This window comes from Streptomyces boncukensis, from assembly GCF_011045075.1.
GTDB classification, from domain to species: domain Bacteria; phylum Actinomycetota; class Actinomycetes; order Streptomycetales; family Streptomycetaceae; genus Streptomyces; species Streptomyces boncukensis.
Window position 1 is genome coordinate 1 of record NZ_JAAKZZ010000056.1, and the last position, 23787, is coordinate 23787.

18 protein-coding genes are annotated in these 23787 nt (G+C 73.1%); 11 read left to right on the forward strand and 7 right to left on the reverse strand.

Features of this window, described 5'->3' with window-relative positions:
* The 4 genes from G5C65_RS08400 to G5C65_RS08415 all read right to left on the reverse strand — a co-directional run.
* Positions 1-742, reverse strand: a 742-nt coding sequence (locus G5C65_RS08400; RefSeq protein WP_165298024.1) for an AfsR/SARP family transcriptional regulator, incomplete at its 3' end; no start/stop codon positions are given.
* 233 nt (positions 743-975) lie between these two features.
* Positions 976-1158, reverse strand: coding sequence for a DUF6191 domain-containing protein (locus G5C65_RS08405; RefSeq protein WP_165298025.1), 183 nt, complete (start codon positions 1156-1158; stop codon positions 976-978).
* Positions 1159-1182: 24 nt separating this feature from the next.
* Complete coding sequence (locus G5C65_RS08410) at positions 1183-2346, reverse strand: PQQ-dependent sugar dehydrogenase (protein ID WP_338146284.1); 1164 nt, start codon at positions 2344-2346, stop codon at positions 1183-1185.
* A 98-nt stretch (positions 2347-2444) separates the two neighbouring features.
* Entirely contained in the window at positions 2445-3446 is a 1002-nt protein-coding gene (locus tag G5C65_RS08415; protein ID WP_165298026.1) for an aldo/keto reductase, read from the reverse strand.
* Positions 3447-3538: 92 nt separating this feature from the next.
* On the opposite strand from G5C65_RS08415, the gene G5C65_RS08420 reads away from it, so the two are divergent.
* From G5C65_RS08420 to serA, 7 genes are all read left to right on the forward strand, one after another.
* Positions 3539-4516: a 2-hydroxyacid dehydrogenase gene (locus G5C65_RS08420; RefSeq protein WP_165298027.1), complete on the forward strand. Its 978-nt coding sequence runs from the start codon at positions 3539-3541 to the stop codon at positions 4514-4516.
* A gap of 338 nt (positions 4517-4854) precedes the next feature.
* Positions 4855-8025, forward strand: coding sequence for a putative bifunctional diguanylate cyclase/phosphodiesterase (locus G5C65_RS08425; RefSeq protein WP_165298028.1), 3171 nt, complete (start codon positions 4855-4857; stop codon positions 8023-8025).
* Positions 8026-8286: 261 nt separating this feature from the next.
* A complete protein-coding gene (locus tag G5C65_RS08430) occupies positions 8287-10155 on the forward strand; it encodes an acetolactate synthase large subunit (protein ID WP_165298030.1) in 1869 nt (622 codons plus the stop codon).
* A 31-nt stretch (positions 10156-10186) separates the two neighbouring features.
* The gene (gene ilvN / locus G5C65_RS08435) at positions 10187-10711 is read left to right on the forward strand and encodes an acetolactate synthase small subunit (RefSeq protein WP_165298031.1); all 525 of its coding nucleotides are present in this window, start codon (positions 10187-10189) and stop codon (positions 10709-10711) included.
* A gap of 76 nt (positions 10712-10787) precedes the next feature.
* Positions 10788-11786 carry a ketol-acid reductoisomerase gene (gene ilvC / locus G5C65_RS08440; RefSeq protein WP_165298032.1) on the forward strand — a complete coding sequence of 333 codons (999 nt, stop codon included), beginning with the start codon at positions 10788-10790 and terminating at the stop codon, positions 11784-11786.
* A 207-nt stretch (positions 11787-11993) separates the two neighbouring features.
* Complete coding sequence (locus G5C65_RS08445; RefSeq protein WP_165298034.1) at positions 11994-12137, forward strand: hypothetical protein; 144 nt, start codon at positions 11994-11996, stop codon at positions 12135-12137.
* Complete coding sequence (serA, locus tag G5C65_RS08450) at positions 12134-13732, forward strand: phosphoglycerate dehydrogenase (protein ID WP_165298036.1); 1599 nt, start codon at positions 12134-12136, stop codon at positions 13730-13732. The genes G5C65_RS08445 and serA overlap by 4 nt, the downstream gene beginning before the upstream one ends.
* Here the strand turns inward: serA and G5C65_RS08455 are convergent.
* Complete coding sequence (locus G5C65_RS08455; protein WP_165298037.1) at positions 13722-14912, reverse strand: PucR family transcriptional regulator; 1191 nt, start codon at positions 14910-14912, stop codon at positions 13722-13724. The genes serA and G5C65_RS08455 overlap by 11 nt on opposite strands.
* Before the next feature lie 211 nt (positions 14913-15123).
* On the opposite strand from G5C65_RS08455, the gene G5C65_RS08460 reads away from it, so the two are divergent.
* Positions 15124-16050, forward strand: a complete 927-nt coding sequence (locus tag G5C65_RS08460) for a proline dehydrogenase family protein (protein WP_165298043.1) — start codon at positions 15124-15126, stop codon at positions 16048-16050.
* Between the two features lie 151 nt (positions 16051-16201).
* Complete coding sequence (pruA, locus tag G5C65_RS08465; RefSeq protein ID WP_165298038.1) at positions 16202-17842, forward strand: L-glutamate gamma-semialdehyde dehydrogenase; 1641 nt, start codon at positions 16202-16204, stop codon at positions 17840-17842.
* Positions 17843-18327: 485 nt separating this feature from the next.
* On the opposite strand, the gene G5C65_RS08470 is transcribed toward pruA, so the two are convergent.
* Positions 18328-19953, reverse strand: coding sequence for a purple acid phosphatase family protein (locus tag G5C65_RS08470; protein WP_206441386.1), 1626 nt, complete (start codon positions 19951-19953; stop codon positions 18328-18330).
* A 167-nt stretch (positions 19954-20120) separates the two neighbouring features.
* Here G5C65_RS08470 and G5C65_RS08475 point away from each other — a divergent pair, with 167 nt between their 5' ends.
* Both G5C65_RS08475 and G5C65_RS08480 read left to right on the forward strand, forming a co-directional pair.
* Positions 20121-21161 carry a 3-isopropylmalate dehydrogenase gene (locus tag G5C65_RS08475; protein ID WP_165298039.1) on the forward strand — a complete coding sequence of 347 codons (1041 nt, stop codon included), beginning with the start codon at positions 20121-20123 and terminating at the stop codon, positions 21159-21161.
* 197 nt (positions 21162-21358) lie between these two features.
* Positions 21359-22462 carry a branched-chain amino acid aminotransferase gene (locus tag G5C65_RS08480; protein ID WP_165298040.1) on the forward strand — a complete coding sequence of 368 codons (1104 nt, stop codon included), beginning with the start codon at positions 21359-21361 and terminating at the stop codon, positions 22460-22462.
* Between the two features lie 87 nt (positions 22463-22549).
* Here the strand turns inward: G5C65_RS08480 and G5C65_RS08485 are convergent, their stop codons facing one another.
* Positions 22550-23626, reverse strand: coding sequence for a S1 family peptidase (locus tag G5C65_RS08485; protein WP_241265650.1), 1077 nt, complete (start codon positions 23624-23626; stop codon positions 22550-22552).
* Between the last annotated feature and the right edge of the window lie 161 nt (positions 23627-23787).

The following is a 23787-nucleotide window of genomic DNA, read 5'->3' on the forward strand; positions in this document are numbered from 1 at the left end:
CCGGGGGCTCCGGGGGGCCCGCGGTGTGCAGCGCTGTCTGGTGGGCCCGGTGGAGGTCGGCGCCCGGGTCGGTGCCCAGCTCGTCGGCCAGGCGTCGGCGGATCTCCTCGTGGACCCCGAGGGCCTGCGCCGTCCGCCCGTCCGCGCACAGCGCGCGCATCAGCAGGGCGTGGGCCCGCTCGCGGAGCGGATGGGCAGCGGTCAGCTCCCGCAGCTCGGCGACCAGCTCACCGCCCCGCTCCGGAAGCTCGGCGGCGATCCGGTCCTCGACGGCGGAGAGCCGCAGCTCCTCCAGCCGGGCCGCCGCCGCCGTCATCCCCGGCATGCCGCCGAACGGCTCGCCGCGCCACAGCGCCAGCGCCTCGCGGAGCGTCTCGGCGGCGGCGCCGTGCCGACCGTCCGCCAGAGCCCGCTGCCCCTCCCGCACCAGCCGCTCGAACTGGTGGGCGTCCACCGCGCCGTCCGGCAGCTGTAACCGGTAGCCGCCGGGGGCCGCGGACAGCTCGGCGCCCTCCGGCAGCAGCCGGCGCAGCCGGGAGGCCAGCGCGTGCAGCGCGTGCCCGGGGTCGGCGGGGCCGTCGCCCTCCGGCCACACCGCTTCGTACAGGGCTTCGGCGCTCACCGGCTGCCCGGCATCCCGCGCCAGGCGGACCAGCACGGCACGCAGCCGGCTCCCGCCGATGCGGGTGACCCGCCCCTGGGCGTCCCGCACCTGTGGCGGTCCGAGGATCTCCACGCGCATTACCCACCCCATCCGTACGGCTTCCGGCATCCTCGCATGCGGATATGCACGCCCAGGGGGAGTGCCCTGCGGCTACTGCCGGGTCGGGGGCACATCCAGGAGACGTGCCCCGTCAGGGGCGCGGGGAACTGCGCGCGCGACCACAGCGACGGCTGCAGTCCGCAAGGCACCGGCAGGGGCAGCCCGGACCCGGCTGCCCCGGCAGCGGGCAGCCACGATCCCCGGGGCACCCTCTAGGACTCGGGGCCCCGCATCGGCTTGGGCGGGCGGATGAGCACGGCGCCCGAGGCCAGGTCTATCGGCCCGCAGCCCGGGTCCTGGCTCCCCTCCTCGACACGGGTGTGCTCCAGCCGCTGGCGTTCGTCCTCAGCGTGCCGCTGACTTGGCGTGAACAGCTCCTCGACGAGGTTGAACACCGTGCGGCCTCCTTCACTCGACCTTCACTCGACCTTCAGCCGGAGAATGCGGTCGTCCCGCTTGCCCGGGGTCCCCCGTGAATCCGTCTCGCTGGTCACCAGCCACAGTCCACTGCCGGTGCCGTCACTGACAACAGTACGGAGCCGCCCGTACTTCCCCTCCAGGAACGCCTGGGGCTCGGCCGCGGGTTCCGCACCCCGCAGGGGAACGCGCCACAGCCGCTCGCCGCGCAGCCCCGCCATCCACACCGAGCCCCGGGCGACGGCCAGCCCGCTGGGCGAGGCGTCGGCGGGCCGCCACTGCTCGACGGGGTCGGTGAACCCCCCTCCGCCGCCCTTGCCCTCGGCCTCGGGCCAGCCGTAGTTCTTGCCGGGCTCGATCAGATTCAGCTCGTCCCAGGTGTCCTGGCCGAACTCGGAGGCCCACAGCCGCTTGTCCCGGTCCCAGTCCAGACCCTGGACATTGCGGTGGCCGTAGGAGTAGACGACGGAGTCGCGCTCCGGGTTGCCCTGCCCCGGCGGCTCCCCGTCGGGCGTCATCCGCAGGATCTTGCCGCCCAGCGAGTCCTTGTCCTGGGACAGCCCGCGCGTACCGGACTCGCCGGTGCCCGCGTACAGCATCTTGTCGGGGCCGAACGCGATCCGGCCGCCGTTGTGGATCGCCCCCTTGGGGATGCCCTTGAGCAGCACGTCCGGCGCGCCCAGCTGCTCGCCCTCGGGCTTCTTCGGGTCGTAGAGCATGCGCACGATGCGGTTGTCGGACTCGGTGGTGAGATACGCGTACACCATCCGGTCGCTGTCCGGCGGCACGGCGAGGCCCAGCAGCCCGCCCTCGCCGCCCGCCGCGACGCCGGGCACGGTGCCCAGCGGCGTCGTGGCGCCGCTGCCGGCGTCGACCCGCTGGACGGTTCCGCTGTCGCGGGAGGCGACGAGCAGGTCGCCGCCGGACAGCCGGGCCAGCCCCCAGGGCGACTTCAGCCCGGTGGCGAGGGTCCTGACGACCTTCACCGAGCCCTTGGCGGGCGCTGCCGTCGCGCTGCCGCTGCCGCCGGTGGCGGAGCGGGAGGTGCCCGAGCCGTCCGGCCGGGGCGCGTCCCCGTCCCCGTCCCCGCCGTCCGACGAGCAGCCGCTCAGCGCCAGCGCGGCGGCCAGCGCCACGGCGCCGCCGATCCTGCTGTGACGTCCCACGTTGTCGCTCCCTCTGCTGATGTTGACCGGCACCTCATTGTGGTCGAATTGTGGCGAACAGCGGGCGGCGTCCCCCTCCCGGAATCCGGGTGCCGCACTCAGTCCCAGGAGTCCCGGGCCGGAGGGAGCGCGGAGATCTCGGTGAGGTCCTCCGCCGTCAGCACGACCGCGTCCGCGCCCGCGTTCTCCCGCGCCCAGTGCGGCTTCTTCGTGCCGGGCACCGGCACCACATGCCGCCCCTGCTCCAGCACCCACGCGAGCGCGACCTGCGCCGGGGTCGCGCTGCCGTGCCGCTGCGCGACCCGCCGCAGGCCCGCCACGATCGGCTGGTTGGCGGCCATCATCTCGGCGGTGAAGCGCGGGTGCCGGGCCCGTACGTCGTCGGCCTCGAAGCCGCCGCCCGGGGTCAGCGTGCCGGTGAGGTAGCCGTTGCCGAGCGGCATCGCGGCGAGGAACCCGACACCCCGCGCCTCGCACCAGGGCAGCAGCGTCCGCAGGGCCTCCCGGGACCAGACGGACAACTCGGCCTGCACCCCGCTCACCGGGAACACCTGTTGCACCCGCTCCAGCTGGCGTATCGTCGTCTCGTGAATCCCGGAGCCGGACCCGGCGCGCCGGTCGGCCCGCGCGCCGACCGCGCAGAAGCCCAGGGCGCGCACCTTGCCCGCGGTCACCAGCTCCGCCATCGCGCCCCAGGTCTCCTCGACCGGCACCTCGGGGTCGGCCCGGTGCAGCTGGTAGAGGTCGATCACCTCGGTCTGGAGGCGGCGCAGCGAGGCGTCGCAGGCCCGTTTGACATGCCGGGGGCGGCCGTTGGCCACGATGTGCGTCTCGCCCACCAGCAGTCCGCACTTGGTGGAGACGAACGCGTCGTGGCGCCGCTCCCGCAGCACCCGCCCGAGCAGCAGCTCATTGGTGAAGGGGCCGTACATGTCGGCGGTGTCCAGCAGCGTCGTCCCGCTGTCCAGCGCGGCGTGCACCGTTCGCAGCGAGCCCTCGCCGTGCTGCTCCGAGGCGGAGTACGCCCAGCTCATCGGCATGCACCCGAGCCCGACGGCACCCACCCCCAGGGCTGCCGCACCGATCGTCCTGCGCTCCACCTGGATGAGACCCCCTCCTGAACCGACCCCAAACTAACCGGTGCCCCCGGTGCCCCACACGCACAGCCCCGGAACGCGGTTAGCCTTTGCCCATGGCTGACGCGACAGAGATCTGGCTCCCGCTCGCGCCCGGCTCCGTCGAGGGGCTGCCGGACTCCCTGACGTACCGGCACTGGGACGGCGAGGACGAGTACCCGGCGGACCCGGCGAACTGCGCTGTGTACGTCGTCCCCTATATGAAGGGTGCGGAGATCGCCGTACGCCCTCTCGAACAGATGCGGGGGCTCCGGGTCGTCCAGACCCTCACCGCGGGCATTGATCACATCGCTTCCGCGATCCCGCGCCTCCCCGCCGGGACGCGGGTGTGCAACGCGCGCGGCGTGCATGACGCGAGCACGGCGGAACTCGCTCTCGCACTTACCCTCGCTTCCCTGCGCCACCTCCCCGAATCCGTCCAGGCGCAAGGGCGCGGTGAGTGGGCGCCGGGCGTGCACCAGGCGCTCGCGGACAAGTCCGTGCTGATTGTCGGCTACGGCTCGATCGGCACGGCGGTCGAGGAGCGGCTGCTCCCCTTCGAGGTGGCCGCCGTGCACCGGGTGGCGCGCTCGGCGAGGACCGGCCCGCACGGTCCGGTGCACGCGCTGGCGGACCTCGGCACGCTGCTGCCGTCCGCCGACGTGGTGATCCTCACGGCTCCGCTCACCGAGGAGACCAGGGGGCTGGTCGACGCCCGCTTCCTGAGCCGGATGAGGGACGGGGCGCTGCTGGTCAACGTCGCGCGCGGGGCCATCGTGGACACCGGCGCGCTGCTCGCCGAGACGGGCGGAGCGGCGGCAGCGGCGGGCGGCGCGCACGGCGCGCAGGGGCGGCTGCGGGCGGCGCTCGACGTGACCGACCCCGAGCCCCTGCCCGCTTCACACCCGCTCTGGCGGGCGCCCGGCGTGCTGATCACTCCGCATGTCGGAGGCGCCACCTCCGCGTTCCCGCCCCGTGCCGGGCGACTGCTGCGGGAGCAGCTGAAGCGCTGGGTGGCCGGTGAGGAGCTTGAACACGTGGTGGACGTGGCGTAGTCGCCGTAAACACTCCCAGGCCGTCAGAAGCCACGCTACGGATCCGTACGACTCCGTCCTGTACCGAAGCTCCCCCTTGTGGTTACGGTCTGTATTGGGACTATGTCCCTGAGTGACGAACCTGGTGTATCGTCCCGGCGGGGGGCGAAACCCGGACACGAGGGGGGCGACGGGCGAATGCACGATCAATGGACGAACTGCCGGATGCGACGCACGGACCGCCCAGCGCGACGGCCCGACTGCCGGGCGCGTCCCCCGCGTTCAGGAGCGGCCCCCGCCTTCAGGAGCGGCCGCCGGCACACGTACGCGAAGAAGCCCCCGTCCGCAGGGGTGGCACGATGACTGCCCCCGGACACGCCCAGCGGCACAGCGGGCAGTGGACCCTTCCGGGTGATCCGGCGGGCGCGGCCCGCCGGCCCGGCAGGCGGCGGCTGAGCGGCGCGGCCGGTGTCGGACGGACCGGTGTGCTCCCGCAGTTGGGCCTCGTCGTCGTCTGCGCCGGCTATGCCGTCGGCGCCGCGCTCGGCTGGGGCTCGGAGACCGTGGCGCTGGTGATGGGCGACTTCGGGCTGAGCGCCGCGGCCCTGCTCGCCGCCGCCTCCTGCCTGTGGTACGGGCACACCCAGCGCGCCAACCCGCGCGCGCCCGGGGGCCGGGTGGACGGGAGCCGCCCGGCCTGGGTGCTGTTCGGGATCTCGTCCCTGATGGCCGCGCTGGGCAACGGCGTCTGGGGCTGGTACGAGATCGTGCTGGGCGAGTTCGTGCCCAAGCCGTCGCTGGCGGACTTCTGCTTCCTGCTGTTCGCGCCGCCCGCGATCATCGGGCTGCTGGTGCTCGCCAAGCGGCCGGTCACCCGCGCCGGCTGGGTCTGCCTGGGCCTGGACGCCTGGCTGATCGGCGGCTCGCTGCTCACCCTGTCCTGGTCCCTCGCGCTGGCCCACACGGCGTACTGGCAGGGGGACTCGGTCGCCAGAGCCGCGCTCAACCTGGCCTATCCGCTGCTGGACATCGTGCTGGTGAGCATGGTGCTCGCGCTGCACTTCCGGCGTTCGGCCGCGCAGCGCAGCGCCATCAACACCGCGATCGGCGCCCTCGCGCTGACCGTGCTGTGCGACGCGCTGTTCACCTCGCCGCTGCTGCGCGAGCGGTACGCCTCCGGCCAGCTGCTCGACGCGGGCTGGTTCGCCGGCTCGCTGCTGCTGGCGTACGCGCCCTGGGTGGCCCGGCACGAGCCGCCCCCGGCGGAGACGGCCCCGGACCCGCCCCGCACCCAGATGACGCCCGCACGGGAGCCCGCCACCCGCGGCGCGCACACCAGCCGCCCCATCGCGAGCTCGCTGGCCGCGCTCACCCCGTATCTCGCCGCCGCCGTGTGCACCCTGGGGATCCTCTACAACTCCCTGGACGGCAACGAGATCGACCGGGTGGTGCTCTTCACCGGCTGCGCGGTGGTGCTCGCGCTGGTGGTGCGGCAGGGCATCATGCTGCTGGACAACATCACCCTCACCCAGGAGCTGGCCCAGAAGGAGAACCACTTCCGGTCCCTGGTGCAGGGCTCCAGCGACGTCATCATGATCGCCGCTTCCACCGGTGTGCTGCGCTATGTCTCCCCGGCCGCCGCGGGCGTCTACGGCCGGGACGGCGACCAGCTCGTGGGCTCCGAGCTGGCCTCCCTCGTCCATCCGGAGGACCTCGGCCAGGTGCTGCACGAGCTGCGCCGCTTCCTGGCCGGCTCCCCGGAGCGCGAGCCGAGCACCAGAATCGAGTGCCGCTTCCGGCACGGCGCGGGCCACTGGCTGAACGTGGAGTCGACGGTCAACCGCTACCAGGGCGGGCTGATCTTCAACAGCCGGGACGTCACCGAGCGCGTCCGGCTCCAGGCGCAGCTCCAGCACAACGCCTCGCACGACGCGCTCACCGACCTGCCCAACCGCGCGCTGTTCACCGACCGGGTCCGGCAGGCGCTCGGCGGGCGGCGCGGCACCGACGGCGGCACGGCCGTCCTCTTCATCGACCTGGACGGCTTCAAGGCGGTCAACGACACCGTCGGCCACCAGGCGGGCGACGAGCTGCTGGTGCACGCGGCCCGCCGGCTGCGCGAGTCGGTCCGCTCCGGGGACACCGCTGCCCGCCTCGGCGGGGACGAGTTCGCGGTGCTCATCCGCGGCGACGGCGAGCCGGGCGGCCGCCCCGACCCGGACCGCGAGCTGCGCATCCACGACATCGCCGACCGGCTGCGCATCAAGCTCTCCGACCCCTACCGGGTGGAGGGCACGGAGGTGCGGGTCGCCGCCTCCATCGGCATCGCCTTCGCCGAGCCCGGCATCAGCCCGTCCGCGCTGATGCGCAACGCCGATCTGGCGATGTACCGCGCCAAGCAGGCGGGCAAGGCCCGCGTCGAGCTGTACGCGCCGCAGATGCAGGCCGAGGTCGTCAAGCGGGCCGAGCTGGCGCAGCGGCTGCGCAGCGCGCTGCACGACGGCGAGTTCGCGCTGCTGCACCAGCCGATCGTGGAGCTGGCCAGCGGCAAGATCACCGCGGTGGCCGCTGAGGCCCGCTGGCGCTCGGCCCAGGGCATCCTGTTCACCCCGGCGGAGTTCCTGCGCACCGAGGGCGCCTCGGCGCGGGAGGCGCGCGGCGCGGGCGGCGAGCGGGCCGCCGAGGTCAGCCGGTGGCTGCTGGAGGAGGCCGTGCGGCAGGCGGCGGCCCGGCAGCGCGCGGGGTTCGGCGCCCCGGTGACCGTCCGGATCCCGGCCCGCAGGCTGACCGAGCCCGGCATGGACCCGCGCAGCGTCGGCGCGCTGCTCGCCCGGCACGGCCTGGCGGCGGCCCCCGGCCCGTCCGGCCCCTCGGCGCCCGCGCTGGGCGCCCCCGCGGGCCCGCCCGCGCCGCCCGGGGCGCCGGGCGCACTGATCCTGGAGCTGTCCGACAGCGATCCGCGGATCCCGCTGGACGAGTTGGAGGGGCGGCTGACGGCGCTGCGCCGGCTCGGCGTGGGCATCGCGCTGGACGGCTTCGGCAGCGGATACGCCGCGATCTCCGCGCTGCGCCGGCTCCCCGTGGACATCCTCCGGCTGGACCGGGGCCTGGTCGACGGCATCGTGGAGTCCTCCCGGCAGCGCAAGATCACCGCCGGGCTGCTGCGGATCGCGGGGGATCTGGGCCTGGTCTCCGTGGCCGAGGGCGTCGATCTGCCCGAACAGGCCGCGGCGCTGCGGGAGATGGGCTGTACGCACGGCCAGGGAGAGGTATTCTCCGGCCCCCTGGACGAGCACCGGCTGCGCCGCGCGCTCTCCGTCGGGGTCTACCCGGTGCCCGAGCCCGCCGCCCGCCGGTCCGGCGATGCCGGGGGAGCCGGGGGCGCCGGGGGAGCGGCCCACAGCGAGGGGCACCCGGGCAGCCGCTCCGTGGTGGTCGCGGGAGCGCGGCAGGGCGGGGCCGCGGGGCCCGATCCCGTCGCCAGGACAGCGCTGCGCCCAAATGCTGAGACGCCCGTCCCACCCACTTGACACCCGGGGCTTGACGGGGAGAGGGTCAATGCCATGCGCACCCGAATTCTCGTACTTGGACAGCGCGTCGGCTGACCGGGGCTCCACAGACCCCGCGACCACAGCGGCGCGCTCCCCTCGCTTGCCTCATGGCACGGGGGGTTTTTTGTTGCACCGGTGCCTGAGTCGCAAGCCCCGGCATCCCCGCCCGCACCGCGACCGTCCCCTCCCCGTCAACCGCACACACCGAGCGTCAAAACCCTCTCCGAGAAGAGACAGCAGATGACCGAGCAGGCCACCGGGGCCCCCAAGCCGCATCCGCGGCCCCGCAGCGGCGGAACCCAGACGAATGCCGTGCCGGCACAGGCCGCCGCGCCCATCACTGGGGCCCAGTCCCTCATCCGTGCTCTTGAGGAAGTCGGCGCCGACACCGTATTCGGCATTCCGGGCGGGGCGATCCTGCCCGCGTACGACCCGATGATGGACTCCGGCAGGGTCCGCCACGTGCTCGTGCGGCACGAGCAGGGCGCGGGGCACGCGGCCACCGGATACGCGCAGGCCACGGGCAAGGTCGGGGTGTGCATGGCCACCTCGGGGCCCGGCGCCACCAACCTCGTCACCCCGCTCGCCGACGCGCATATGGACTCCGTGCCGCTGGTCGCGATCACCGGGCAGGTGGCCTCCAGCCTGATCGGCACCGACGGCTTCCAGGAGGCCGACATCTGCGGCATCTCGATGCCGGTCACCAAGCACAACTTCCTGGTCCGAAACCCGGACGAGATCCCCAGGACCATCGCCCAGGCGTTCCACATCGCCGGCACCGGGCGCCCCGGGCCCGTCGTCGTCGACATCGCCAAGGACGCGCTGCAGGGCCAGACGACGTTCCAGTGGCCGCCGCAGACCGACCTGCCGGGCTACCGCCCGGTGACCAAGCCGCACGGCAAGCAGATCCGCGAGGCGGCCCGGCTGCTGGGCGAGGCCCGCCGCCCGGTGCTGTACGTCGGCGGCGGGGTGCTCAAGGCGCGGGCCACCGCCGAGTTGAAGGTGCTCGCCGAGCTGACCGGCGCCCCCGTCACCACCACCCTGATGGGCATCGGCGCCTTCCCGGACAGCCACCCGCAGCACCTGGGGATGCCCGGGATGCACGGCACCGTCGCGGCCGTCACCGGCCTCCAGAAGGCGGACCTGATCATCGCGCTGGGCGCCCGCTTCGACGACCGCGTCACCGGCAGGCTGGACTCCTTCGCGCCGCACGCCAAGATCGTGCACGCGGACATCGACCCCGCCGAGATCGGCAAGAACCGCGCCGCCGACGTCCCCATCGTGGGGGACGCGCGCGAGGTCATCGCCGATCTGATCGTCGCCGTCCAGGGCGAGCTGGGCGAGGCGGGCGACCGGCCCGGCGCCGGCGGGCGGTACGCGGAGTGGTGGAACCTGCTCGGCCGCTGGCGCGAGACCTATCCGCTCGGCTACGACCTGCCCGAGGACGGCTCGCTCTCCCCGCAGCAGGTCATCCAGCGCATCGGCGAGATGTCCCCCGAGGACACCATCTACGCCGCCGGCGTCGGCCAGCACCAGATGTGGGCCGCGCACTTCATCACCTACGACCGCCCCGCCACCTGGCTCAACTCCGGCGGCCTGGGCACCATGGGCTACGCCGTGCCGGCGGCGCTCGGCGCCAAGGTCGGCCGCCCCGACCAGCCGGTGTGGGCGGTCGACGGCGACGGCTGCTTCCAGATGACCAACCAGGAGCTGGCCACCGCGGCGCTGAACAACGTGCCGATCAAGGTCGCGATCATCAACAACGGCGCGCTCGGCATGGTCCGCCAGTGGCAGACCCTCTTCTACAACCAGCGCTACTCCAACACCCAGCTGCACGACGGCGAGGCGGGCGAGCCCTCCAAGGGCACCCGCGTCCCGGACTTCGTGAAGCTGGCGGAGGCGATGGGCTGCGTCGGCATCCGCTGCGAGGACCCCGCCCAGCTGGACGCGGTCATCGAGAAGGCCAACGCGATCAACGACCGCCCGGTCGTGGTCGACTTCGTGGTGCACGAGGACGCCATGGTCTGGCCGATGGTCGCCGCGGGCACCTCCAACGACGAGGTGATGGCGGCGCGCGGTGTCCGCCCCGACTTCGGCGAAGACGACTGACGAGCCCCGGCAGGAACGAAAGGCCCCAACGATGTCCAAGCACACCCTCTCCGTGCTGGTGGAGGACACCCCCGGCATCCTGGCCCGGATCGCCTCGCTCTTCTCCCGCCGCGGCTTCAACATCGACTCGCTCGCCGTCGGCGTCACCGAGCACCCCGGGATCTCCCGGATCACCATCGTGGTGAACGTCGAGGACCTTCCGCTGGAGCAGGTCACCAAGCAGCTCAACAAGCTGGTCAACGTGCTGAAGATCGTCGAGCTGGAGCCCTCCTCGGCCGTGCAGCGCGAGCTCGTGCTGGCGAAGGTGCGGGCCGACAACGAGACCCGCTCCCAGATCGTGGAGATCGTCCAGCTCTTCCGCGCCAAGACCGTCGACGTCTCGCCCGAGGCCGTCACCATCGAGGCCACCGGCAGCGGCGACAAGCTGGAGGCCATGCTGCGGATGCTGGAGCCGTACGGCATCAAGGAACTGGTGCAGTCCGGCACGATCGCCATAGGTCGCGGCGCCCGCTCCATCACCGACCGGAGCCTGCGCACCCTGGAGCGCTCCGCGTAGCGCTCACCCCTGACCTGTTCCCTCTCCCGGCCGTCATAGGTTGGGCGCATCACACTCACGCAAGGAGAATTCCCCAGTGGCCGAGCTGTTCTACGACGACGACGCCGACCTCTCCATCATCCAGGGCCGCAAGGTCGCGGTCCTGGGCTACGGCAGCCAGGGCCACGCCCACGCGCTGTCGCTGCGCGACTCGGGCGTCGATGTCCGGGTCGGCCTGCACGAGGGCTCGGGGTCCCGCGCCAGGGCCGAGGAGCAGGGCCTGCGGGTGACCACCCCGGCCGAGGCCGCGGCCGAGGCCGACGTGATCATGATCCTGGTCCCGGACCCCGTCCAGGCCAAGGTCTACGAGGAGTCCGTGGCGCCGAACCTGAAGGACGGCGACGCGCTGTTCTTCGGCCACGGCCTGAACATCCGCTACGAGTTCATCAAGCCCCCGGCGAACGTCGACGTCTGCATGGTCGCCCCCAAGGGCCCCGGCCACCTCGTGCGCCGCCAGTACGAGGAGGGCCGCGGTGTGCCGTGCATCGTGGCCGTCGAGCAGGACGCCGGCGGCAGCGCGTTCGAGCTCGCCCTCTCGTACGCCAAGGGCATCGGCGGCACCCGGGCCGGCGTCATCAAGACCACCTTCACCGAGGAGACCGAGACCGATCTCTTCGGCGAGCAGGCCGTGCTCTGCGGCGGCACCGCGGCACTGGTCAAGGCGGGCTTCGAGACCCTGGTCGAGGCGGGCTACCAGCCGGAGATCGCCTACTTCGAGTGCCTGCACGAGCTGAAGCTGATCGTCGACCTGATGTACGAGGGCGGCCTGCAGAAGATGCGCTGGTCCGTCTCGGAGACCGCGGAGTGGGGCGACTACGTCTCCGGCCCGCGGGTGGTGAACGACCAGACCAAGGCCGAGATGAAGAAGATCCTCGGGGAGATCCAGGACGGGTCCTTCGCGCGGAACTGGATGGCCGAGTACAACGCGGGCCTGCCGAAGTACACCGAGTACAAGAAGGCCGACGAGGACCATCTGCTGGAGACCACGGGCAAGAAGCTCCGCTCCCTGATGAGCTGGGTGGACGAGGCGGAGTAGCCCACTCCGCGGAGCGGAGGAACCCGCTCCGTCCGCTGCGGGGCCCCGGCCCGGGGTTCGGGCCGGGGCCCCGCAGCGCTGCTCGCGGCCGGCTCCCGGCCGGCTCCTGGCCACCGGGGCGGGAGCAAGATTCTCAGAAGCGCCGGTTCAATCCATCGGTACGCCGCTAAACTGCGTAGCACACAGCGCGCCCAGGCTCACAGCGTCGTGCGTCTGCCCTGCGCCTGCGGGGATGACCCCTCCACCGTCTACGACGGCCGTCGGGACGCGGCCCACCACCCCTGCCCCGCCCGCCGCACCGAGGCGCGCGCGGGGACGATCCGCCAGGACTGGAGACTGGAGACCACGTGAGCAAGCCCAGCAAACCCGTAGTGCTCATCGCAGAAGAGCTCTCGCCCGCCACGGTCGACGCGCTCGGCCCCGACTTCGAGATCCGGCAGTGCAACGGCGCCGACCGCGCCGAGCTGCTGCCCGCGCTCGCCGAGGTCGACGCGGTACTGATCCGCTCCGCGACGAAGATCGACGCCGCGGCCATCGCCGCGGCCAAGCAGCTCAAGGTCGTCGCACGGGCCGGCGTCGGACTGGACAACGTGGATGTGCCCGCCGCCACCAAGGCCGGCGTCATGGTCGTCAACGCCCCCACCTCCAACATCATCACCGCGGCCGAACTGGCCTGCGGTCTGATCGTCGCCACGGCCCGCAACATCCCGCAGGCCAACGCCGCGCTGAAGAACGGCGAGTGGAAGCGGAGCAAGTACACCGGCGTCGAGCTGAGCGAGAAGACGCTGGGCGTCGTCGGCCTGGGCCGTATCGGGGTGCTGGTGGCGCAGCGGATGTCGGCGTTCGGGATGAAGGTCGTCGCCTACGACCCGTATGTGCAGCCCGCGCGGGCCGCGCAGATGGGCGTCAAGCTGCTCTCGCTGGACGAGCTGCTCCAGGTCTCCGACTTCATCACCGTCCACCTCCCCAAGACGCCCGAGACCCTCGGGCTGATCGGCGACGAGGCGCTGCACAAGGTCAAGCCCTCGGCCCGGATCATCAACGCCGCGCGCGGCGGCATCGTGGACGAGGAGGCGCTGGCCGCGGCGCTCAAGGAGGACCGGGTCGCGGGCGCGGGGCTGGACGTGTACGCGAGCGAGCCGTGCACCGACTCCCCGCTGTTCGCGTTCGACCAGGTCGTGTCCACCCCGCACCTGGGCGCCTCCACCGGCGAGGCGCAGGAGAAGGCCGGCATCGCGGTGGCCAAGTCGGTCCGGCTGGCCCTCGCGGGCGAGCTGGTGCCGGACGCGGTCAACGTGCAGGGCGGTGTCATCGCCGAGGAGGTCCGCCCCTACCTCCCGCTGGCCGAGAAGCTGGGCCGGATCTTCACCGCGCTCGCGGGCGGGGTCGCCGTCCGGCTGGACGTCGAGGTGTACGGCGACATCACCCAGCACGATGTGAAGGTGCTGGAGCTCTCGGCGCTCAAGGGCGTCTTCGAGGACGTGGTGGACGACACGGTCAGCTATGTCAACGCCCCCCTGTTCGCCCAGGAGCGCGGCGTCGAGGTGCGGCTGACGACCTCCAGCGAGACCGCCGAGCACCGCAACATGGTCACCGTGCGCGGCACCCTGCCCGACGGCGACGAGGTGTCGGCCTCCGGCACCCTGGCGGGCCCGAAGAACCTGCAGAAGATCGTCAACGTCAACGGGCACGACGTCGAACTGGCCGTCGCCGACCACATGGCCTTCCTGCGCTACACCGACCGCCCCGGCGTCGTCGGCACCGTCGGCCGCATCCTGGGCGAGTCCCAGGTGAACATCGCCGGGATGCAGGTCTCCCGCGCGGAGGAGGGCGGCGAGGCGCTGGTCGCGCTCACGGTGGACGACACCATCGAGGCCCCGGTGCTCACCGAGATCGCGGGCGAGATCGGCGCCACCAGGGCGCGCGCCGTCAACCTCACGGAGTGAGCCGCGCGGCCTTGAGCGCCATGTGCAGCAGCAGCCGGTCCTCGCCCTCGCCGAGGTCGAGGCCGGTCAGCCGCTCCACCCGGGACAGCCGGTAGTACAGCGTCTGCCGGTGGACGCCCAGCGCCGCCGCCGACCGCCCCGCCTGGCCCGCGCAGTCGAGATACACCTCGGCGGTGCGGGCCAGCTCGCGGTGCGGGGGCCGCAGCAGCTCCCGTACGGCCGGGTCCGGCTCGGCGGGCGGCAGCGCGGCCAGCAGCCGGTAGGGGCCGAGCGCCGCCCACTCCGCGACCGGGCCCTCCTCGGCGCGCGCGGCCCGCGCGGCAGCGCGCGCCTCCCGCCAGGCGCCGTCCAGCGCCTCCACACCGACGCGCGGGGCGCTCAGCCCCGCCACCGCCGCCTGGCTGCCGGACGTCCGCAGCAGCCGCTCCGCCGCGGCCCGCGCGGGCCCGGTGTCCCGCACCGACCGCAGCCGGACCAGCGCGGCCAGCGCTGGTCCGGCCGCGGTCAGCACACACTGCGCGGCGAGGGGGGAGGGGCCCGCCGCCGGCCCTTCGTCGGACCACGGCTCGACCGCCGCCAGCGCGAGCGGTCCCGAGGCCGCGGCCCCGAGCGCGGCCCGCAGCTCCCGCTCGGCCTCGCCCTTCTCCCCGCCGGCCTGCGGGCCGGTGCCCGTGAGGACCGCGCGCAGCAGCTCGCCGGTCCGCGCCTCGGCCCGCGCCTGAGCGGAGAGGGCCGCCCCGATCCGCGCCGCCACGGCCATCGCCGCGTCCATCCGGGGGCCGGTCAGCGCCAGCTGCCCGTCGTCCAGCAGCCAGATGTAGCCGTAGGCCACGCCGCGGTCCCGCACCGGCAGGCAGATCCGCCCGTGCACCACGCCGGCCGCCGGATCCGGCGGGATCCGCACCGGGGCCGTGGCCCGCGCGATGCCGAAGCCCTCGAAGAACGCCCGTACGGCGGACGTCGACCTGCGGTGCAGGATCGACCGGGTCCGCACGGGGTCCAGCGCCAGCTGAGGGGCGCCGCCCGCGGCGTCGCCGTCCCCGCCCTCCCCGTAGCCGTCGTCCCCGCCGCTCTCGTGTGCGCCGAAGGCGATCAGCCCGAAGTCCCGGCCCTCCAGGGTGGCGGGCGTACCGAGCAGCGACGAGACCTCGTCGATCAGCTCCTGGTAGTCCTCGCGCATCGGTCCGCCTCCCTCGGCTCCCGTCGTTCACCGCCCCGCCCATTGTCATACAGATGTCTGAGATGCAGGGCACGGACGCGTGACAACTGTCGATAGCCCTCGCGCGGCGCGATGCTTAGGTTCCCGGGGTACCCCTGCTCGACGAGCCGGGGTACGGCTCCCGCGCTGCCGCGCCGATGAGCCCTGCACACGTACAACCGTGGAGGTGCCCTTGCTGGGACCCGTGCTTCTCGCCGCCGCGCGCAGCGACAGCATCCGCCGCCTCGTCTCGGCCGCGCCGGTCACCCGCCCGATGGTGGACCGCTTCGTGGCGGGCGAGCAGCTCGACCAGTGCCTCCAGTCCGTCGGGTCGCTCGCCGACCGGGGGCTGGAGATCACCGTCGACCACCTGGGCGAGGACATCACCGAGCGGGCCGAGGCCGTCCGGAACCGCGACGCCTATCTCGCGCTGACCGAGGAGCTGGCCGCCGCCGGGCTCGGCGCCCGCGCCGAGATGTCCGTCAAGCTCTCCGCGTTCGGCCAGGCCCTGCCGGACGGCCACGATCTGGCGTACGCCAATGTGCTGCCGGTCGTCGAGGCCGCCGCGGCCGCCGGGACCACGGTCACCCTCGACATGGAGGACCACACCACGGTCGACTCCACCCTCGCCATCCTCGGCGAGCTGCGGAAGCGCTTCCCGGCGACCGGCGCCGTCGTCCAGTCGTACCTCTTCCGCACCGAGGAGGACTGCCACGCGCTGGCGGGCGAGGGCTCCCGCGTCCGCCTGGTCAAGGGCGCCTACAAGGAGCCCGCCGAGGTCGCCTTCCAGGACAAGCGCGAGGTCGACAAGGCGTATGTGCGCTGTCTGAAGGTCCTGATGGCGGGCAAGGGCTACCCGATGGTCGGCTCGCACGACCCCCGGATGGTGGCCATCGCACAGGACCTGGCCGCGCGCTACGGTCGGAAGCAGGACGAGTACGAATTCCAGATGCTGTACGGCATCCGCGCGGCCGAGCAGACCCGCCTGGTGGCACAGGGCCACCGGATGCGCGTATACGTTCCCTACGGCACGGACTGGTACGGCTACTTCATGCGACGCCTGGCGGAGCGCCCAGCGAACCTGGCGTTCTTCCTGCGTTCGCTGGTGAGCAAGCGCTGAGCGGATGCCTAGTGAGATGCGACGAGCGCCTCGGCTGGGGGTCCGGGGGTCGCCCCCCGGGCAAGCACAGCCTGCGTTCGCTGGTGAGCAAGCGCTGAGCCGAGGCCGACCTGTGACCCCGCCCCGTACCAACACGACCCAAGGAGCAACCGTGGACGCTGTGACCCAGGTCCCCGCCCCGTACAACGAGCCGGTGCACAGCTACGCGCCCGGCACCCCGGAGCGCGCCCGGCTGGAGCGCAAGCTCAAGGAGCTGGCAGGGAACCCCATCGAACTCCCCATGACGATCAACGGGGAGAAGCGGATGGGCGGCGGCGAGCGCCACGACGTCGTGCAGCCGCACCGCCACCGGGCAGTGCTCGGCACCTACGCCGACGCCACCCGCCAGGACGCGCAGGACGCCATCGACGCGGCGCTGGCCGCCGCGCCCGCCTGGCGCGCGATGTCCTTCGACGATCGCGCGGCCATCATCCTCAAGGCCGCCGAGCTGCTCTCCGGCCCCTGGCGCGAGACGATCGCCGCCTCCACGATGCTGGGCCAGTCCAAGACCGCGCAGCAGGCCGAGATCGACGCGCCCTGCGAGCTGGTCGACTTCTGGCGGTTCAACGTGCACTTCGCGCGTGAGCTGATGACCGAGCAGCCGCTCGTGCAGCCGAACGGCATCTGGAACCGCATGGACCACCGCCCGCTGGAGGGCTTCGTCTACGCGATCACCCCGTTCAACTTCACCGCCATCGCCGGCAACCTGCCCACGGCTCCGGCGCTGATGGGCAACGTGGTGGTCTGGAAGCCGTCCCCGACGCAGACCCACTCCGCCGTGCTGCTGATGCAGCTGCTGGAGGAGGCGGGGATGCCGAAGGGCGTCATCAACCTGGTGACCGGCGACGGCAGGGAGGTCTCCGAGGTCGCGCTGCCGCACCCGGAGCTGGCCGGCATCCACTTCACCGGCTCGACCGCCACCTTCCAGCATCTGTGGGCCGAGGTCGGCAAGAACATCTCGGGCTACCGCTCCTACCCGCGGATCGTCGGCGAGACGGGCGGCAAGGACTTCATCGTCGCCCACCCCTCCGCCGACCCGGCGATCCTGAAGACCGCCATCACCCGTGGCGCCTTCGAGTACCAGGGGCAGAAGTGCTCGGCGGCATCCCGCGCCTACATCGCCCGCTCCACCTGGGAGAGCGGCCTCAAGGACGACCTGGCCGCCGAGGTCGAGGGCCTGGCGATGGGGGATGTGACGGACCTGTCGAACTTCATCGGCGCCGTCATCGACGAGCGGGCCTTCGCCAAGAACAAGGAGGCCATCGACCGGGCCGCCGCCGACCCGAGCTGCGAGATCGTCGTGGGCGGCAGCTACGACGACAGCGTCGGCTACTTCGTGAAGCCCACCGTGATCGCCTGCTCCGACCCGGAGAACGAGGTCTTCAAGAAGGAGTACTTCGGGCCGATCATCGCCGTCCACGTCTACGACGACAGCAAGGACGGGGCCTGGGAGGCGACGCTGGACCAGATGGAGTCCGCCTCGGCGTACGCCCTGACCGGCGCCGTGATCGCGCAGGACCGCGGGGTGCTGGCGGCCGCCGCCGAGAAGCTGCGCTTCGCGGCCGGGAACTTCTACCTCAACGACCGGCCGACCGGCTCCATCGTCGGCCAGCAGCCGTTCGGCGGCGCGCGGGCCTCCGGCACGAACGACAAGGCCGGGTCGAAGTTCAACCTGATCCGCTGGTCGTCGCCGCGGGCGATCAAGGAGACGCAGGTCGCCCCGACGGACTACCGCTACCCCCACATGGGCTGACGACCCCCGTCCCCCGGCAGGGGCCCTCCGCGCGGGCGGAGGGCCCCTGTGTGTGTCCCGCCGTCTCACATACTAGGAAGCCCAACTAATTGGGGGGACATCACGGCGTCCGGCTTCTATATTTGTAGGAGCCAAATGATCCGCTCGATCGAGCGTGAAGCGGATGAGCGGTCCGCGCCTGGCAGGTCACCCCTGCGGCGCCGGCCACCCCGCCCGTTGGCCGTCTGGCAGATCTCCCTGAGCAGAGGAGTTGCTCTCCCATGCCTATGCCTACGCCTACGCCTGCGCCGAACGCCGCCGCCACCCGGGTCCGCCGCTCCCATGCGGCGGCCCGTCGCCGCGATGAGAGCGCGGGGGAGGCCCGCCGCCGGGCCGCCTCCGCCCTCCAGCGGGCCCTCGACAGGAGGGGCTGACCCCTGCCGTCCGCGCCCGTCCGCGCCCGGTCGCGGGCCGGGCGCGGCGTTCCCCGCGCCGGGAACCGGACATCAGGGGCGGCGCTCCACCGTGAAGTGGTCCACCCGGCGGCCGGACTCCGCCAGCGCGGTGACCCGCAGCCGCGGCACCCGGCCCGGCCGCGACTCCGCCGCCAGGAACGAGAACCCGGTGAACCGCACCCGCGACCACTCCACCCGCTCCGTCTCCCGCTCCCGCCCCTCCTCCCAGCGGAACGACCGCACGCTGTCCCGGTCCGCCTCGCGCCCCTCGTAGCTGTCCGGCACCGGGAAGTCGTACAGCTTCTTCCCGCCGCCCCCGGCCGTGACGTACACCGTGCCGTCCTTGCGGGGGTCGGTCGTGCCGCCGATGCCGAGCCGCCGCCCCGGCTCGCCGCCGCGCACCGGGTCGGTCCGCTCGTACACGTGGTTGTGCCCGTTGATCACCAGATCCACCTGGTGCCGGTCGAACAGACCGACCCACTCCGCGCGCACCCCTCCGTCCGAGGCGTGCGTGCTCGTCGAGTACGCGCAGTGGTGGAAGAAGACGACGACGAAGTCGACCTCCGCCGCGCTCCGTGCCCGCCGCAGCGTCCGCTCCAGCCACCGCGTCTGCGCGCCGTCCGTGTAGCCGCGGTTGGCCGGGATCTCGTACGAGACGTCGTTGGCGTCCAGGGCGATGACCGCGACGTTGCCGTAGACGAAGGAGTAGACGCCGGGCGCGCCGTCCGCGTCGGGCCCGTTGTCCGGCAGGGACCAGCGCGCGGACTGGCCGCCGTAGCCGTTCGGCGAGTACCACGCCTCCATGTCGTGGTTGCCGGTGGTCACCATCCACGGCACGCGGGAGGCGACCGGCTCCGTCTGGGCGAGGAACCGGTCCCACACCCGCGCGTCGTAGGTGTCGGACTTCTCACCGTGCCCGGTGTCGTCGGCGTAGCAGATGTCGCCCGCGTGCAGATGGAACGCGGGGTTCTGGCCCAGGATCAGCTGGTCGTTGGCGAGCGCGTCGGCGCTGACGCCCTGGTCGCCGAAGGCCGTGAAGACGAACGGCTCGCCGCCCCCGCCCGGTGCGGTGGTGAACGAGCCCACCGTCCCCAGCCGCTCGGCCCTCGTCGGGTCGAAGCCGTCGTGGCCGACGCCGTAGTAGTACGTGGTACCGGGGCGCAGGCCGTCCAGCGCGGCGTGCAGATAGCGCTGCTCGACCTCGGGGAGGTCGTCGGCCAGCGACGGGGTGCGCAGCTCCCGCACCTCGGCCGGCACCTTGCGGTCCAGCTCCCAGGGGCGGGTGCCGATCCGTACGTACGGGCGGCGCACCGGGAGCGGCACCTGCCAGGAGACCCGCATCCGGGTCCGCGGGTCGGCCCCGAACGCCAGATGCCGCCCGAACGGCGCGACCAGCGCACCGTCGACCCGCGCGGGCGAGGTCACCAGATGCGGCCCCGGCGAGGGGCCGGCGTCGGCCGCCGGGCCCGCCTGGCCTCCCTGGCCGCCGTGCAGCGCCCGGTCCGAGCCGATCACCAGGCCCGCGGCGCCCAGGGCCCCCGCGGCGGCGATCCCGCCGCCGCGCAGCACCCCGCGCCGGGAGAACCGGGCGCGCAGATACGCGTGCTGCTCGGCCATGGACATCCGGGCGGCGAGTGCCGGGGGAATTCCGACGCGGGGGAGGTCGTGTGCGGCCATGGGGGCCGGGTTCCCCCGTGCGGCGACGGCGGAACGTCCCGCGGGGGTACACGCGGTGAAGCCCACCCGTACGGCACAGCGGCGGGCGGCCCGGCGCCCCACCGCGCTGCTCCGTCCGTCATACGGACGGCGATGTCAGCAACTGGACAGGCGAGTAGGGTCGCCGCATGACTCGCAGCATCAGCCTCGCAGTGATCCCCGGCGACGGAATCGGCCCCGAGGTCGTCGCACAGGGCCTCAAGGTCCTGACCGCCGTCCTTCCGCAGGACGTGAAGCTGGAGACCCGGGAGTACGATCTCGGCGCCAAGCGCTGGCATGCGACGGGGGAGACCCTGCCGGACGCCGAACTGGAGTCCCTCAGGGCGTACGACGCGATCCTGCTCGGCGCCATCGGCGACCCCAGCGTGCCCTCGGGCACCCTGGAGCGCGGCATGCTGCTCAAACTCCGGTTCGCCTTCGACCACTTCGTCAACCTGCGCCCCTCCCGCCGCTACCCGAACACCGCGTCGCCCCTCGCGGGCGACCCCGCGATCGACTTCGTGGTGGTCCGCGAGGGCACCGAGGGCCCGTACGCCGGCAACGGCGGCACCGTCCGCGGCGGCACCCCGCACGAGATCGCCACCGAGGTCAGCGTGAACACCGCGCACGGCGTCGAGCGCGTGGTGCGGGACGCGTACGAGCGGGCGCGGGCCAGGCCGCGCAAGAAGCTGACCCTGGTGCACAAGACCAATGTCATGGCGTACGCCGGGCACCTGTGGAAGAGCGCCTTCGACCGGGTGGGCCAGGAGTACCCCGAGGTCAGCACCGACTATCTGCATGTCGACGCCGCGACGATCTTCATGGTCACGGATCCCGCGCGGTTCGACGTGATCGTCACCGACAACCTGTTCGGCGACATCCTCACCGACCTGGCCGCCGCGGTGAGCGGCGGCATCGGGCTCGCCGCGTCCGGGAACATCAACCCGACCCGCGACTTCCCCTCGATGTTCGAGCCGGTGCACGGCTCGGCGCCGGACATCGCGGGCCGGGGGAAGGCCGACCCCACCGCGACGGTGCTCTCCACCGCCCTGCTGCTGCGCCACCTCGGCCACGAGAACGAGGCCGTCCGCATCGAGGAGGCCGTCTCGGCGGACCTCGCCGAGCGGGGGGAGACCGCGCGCACGACGGACGAGACCGGCGACGCGCTGGCGGCCCGCGCGGCGGGATAGCCGCGCGCGCTCGGCGGGCACCCGGCACCCGGCACTGGGCTACTGGGCGGTTGGGTGCCACCATCGAAGCCAGGACTGCCGCGCGCGATAATCGAACGCCGGACCGCGGTCAGAGAAAGAAGCCCGGACGCCCCGGCACCGGCAGTGCCCGCGACCGGAGCGCGGTCCGACACGCCACGACCGAAGGACGCGCTCACATGACGACGCCCCGTATCGACTTCGAGCTCAAGCCCTCCGCGCAGCCGCTGCCCGGCGCGGAGCGGGACGCCGCGCTGGCGGACCCCGGCTTCGGCCGGTACTTCACGGACCACATGGTCACGATCAAGTGGACCGAGGGCAGGGGCTGGCACGACGCGCAGCTCCAGCCGTACGCGCCGCTGTCGATGGACCCCGCGAACATGACGCTGCACTACGCGCAGTCGATCTTCGAGGGGCTCAAGGCGTACCGGCAGCCGGACGGCTCGGTCGCCGTCTTCCGGCCGGACGCCAACGCGCGCCGCTTCCAGCGCAGCGCCCGCCGGCTGGCCATGCCCGAGCTGCCCGTCGAGACCTTCGTCGAGGCGTGCGACCTGCTGGTCGAGCACGACCGGGAGTGGGTGCCGGGCGTCGGCGAGGAGTCGCTGTACCTGCGTCCTTTCATGTTCGCGAGCGAGGTCGGGCTCGGTGTCAAGCCCGCCAACGAGTACACGTTCATGGTGATCGCCTCGCCCGCGGGGCCGTACTTCCCGGGCGGCGTCAAGCCCGTCTCGGTCTGGCTCTCCGAGGAGTACGTCCGTGCGGCGCCGGGCGGCACCGGCGAGGCCAAGTGCGCGGGCAACTACGCCGCGTCCCTCGTCGCCCAGGCCGAGGCCGCGCAGCACGGCTGCGACCAGGTGGTCTGGCTGGACGCCGTCGAGCGCCGCTGGATCGAGGAGATGGGCGGGATGAACCTGTACTTCGTGTACGGGAAGGGCGCGGACGCGAAGGTCGTCACCCCCGAGCTGACCGGCACCCTGCTGCCCGGCATCACCCGCGACTCGCTGCTGACGATCGCCGCCGACCTGGGGTACGGAACCGAGGAGGCCCGGATCTCCACGGACGAGTGGCGGCGGGGCAACGAGGACGGCTCGATCACCGAGGTCTTCGCCTGCGGCACCGCCGCCGTGATCACCCCGGTGGGCGAGGCGAAGTCGGCGCGCGGCACCTGGACGGTCGCGGACGGCGGTGCGGGCGAGATCACGATGAAGCTGCGCGAGGCGCTGCTGGCGCTCCAGTCGGGCCGCGCGGAGGACACGCACGGCTGGATGCACCGCCTCGGCTGACCCCCGCCCCGGACCGCGCCCCTCGCGGGGCGCGGCTGTTCCGGGTGCGGTGCGGGTGTGGCGTGGGGCGGTGCGGACGGGGCGCGCTCAGTACACGTCCACCCCGTAGTCCGCCAGCGCCTCGGCCACCGGCTGGTGCAGGGCCGACCCGTAGGTGCCCAGGCAGCCGGACGATCCGGAGTGGATGCCCAGCGCCGTGCTGCCGGAGAAGTGCGCGCCTCCGCTGTCGCCGCCGGCCGAGCACGCCCGGGTCCGTACCAGGCCCTCGATGATGTTGCCGTTGCCGTAGTTGACGGTGACGTCGGTCGCCGTCACCTCCCCGCTGGTGACCTGCGTGGTGCTCCCGCTCTTCTGCAGGCTCTGCCCCACGACGGCGTCGGCGGCGCTGGTGATGTCCTGGCTGCCGCCGTCGTAGAGGTTGACCGAACCCGACGGGCTGGACCCGTCCGTGTAGCGGACGAGGGCGTAGTCGTCGCCGGGATAGCTGTAGTCCTCCCCCTGCCCGATCGCCGGGCCGCCGCTGCTCGCGCTCCAGGTGCCGGAGGTCTCCGCGCAGTGGCCGGCGGTGAGGAAGTAGCGGGTGCCGCCCCGGGCGACGTTGAACGCCGCGGAGCAGCGCACGCCGCCGCCGTAGATGGCGTCGCCGCCCAGCACCTCCTGGCGGAAGGCGCCGGGCACGCGCGTCACCCGTACGGCGCCGCCCTGGTCGGCGGCGGCCTTCCGCAGCCGGGACAGCTCGGCGCGGGAGAGCGTGGCGTCGGCCTCGGCCACCACCTGGTTGCGCCGGGGGTCCACGCCCCAGGAGGTGCCGGGGATGCTGGCCCGCGCCCGCAGCGCGTCCATCGCGCGGGCCAGCTGCGCGCCGCTGCGCTCTACGCGCTCGGCGCGGACGCCTCTGGCGCGTACCGTGTCGGCCGCCGTCTCGCTGGTGACGGTGACCACCAGCTTTCCGGTCTTCGCGTCGAGGTAGCTGCCCGCGGTCTGGTCGTCGTCCAGCGCGCGGTCGAGCTGGGCGGCCTGTGCGTAGTGCGAGGCCGTGGCGCGCACTCCGGCGTCCGGGGCCTGTGCGGGCGGGTCGCCGGCCGGTTCGGCGGCGGCCAGGCCGGTGGGGAGGAGGGCCAGCGCGGCGGCGCCGGCGAGAGCGAGGGTCACACGCTTGGTCAACACGGGCTCTCCCATCGTGGGGGGTGAGGTGTGCGGGTGGTATGCACCTGTCAACCGCTCCGAGTAAACCGGGAACGGCGGCGCGGCGCGAGAGTGCGGAAGGCTTCTGCTCCGTTCCGGAGGCTATGCGCTCCGCTCACGCCCTGCCCCCCGGTGAGGGC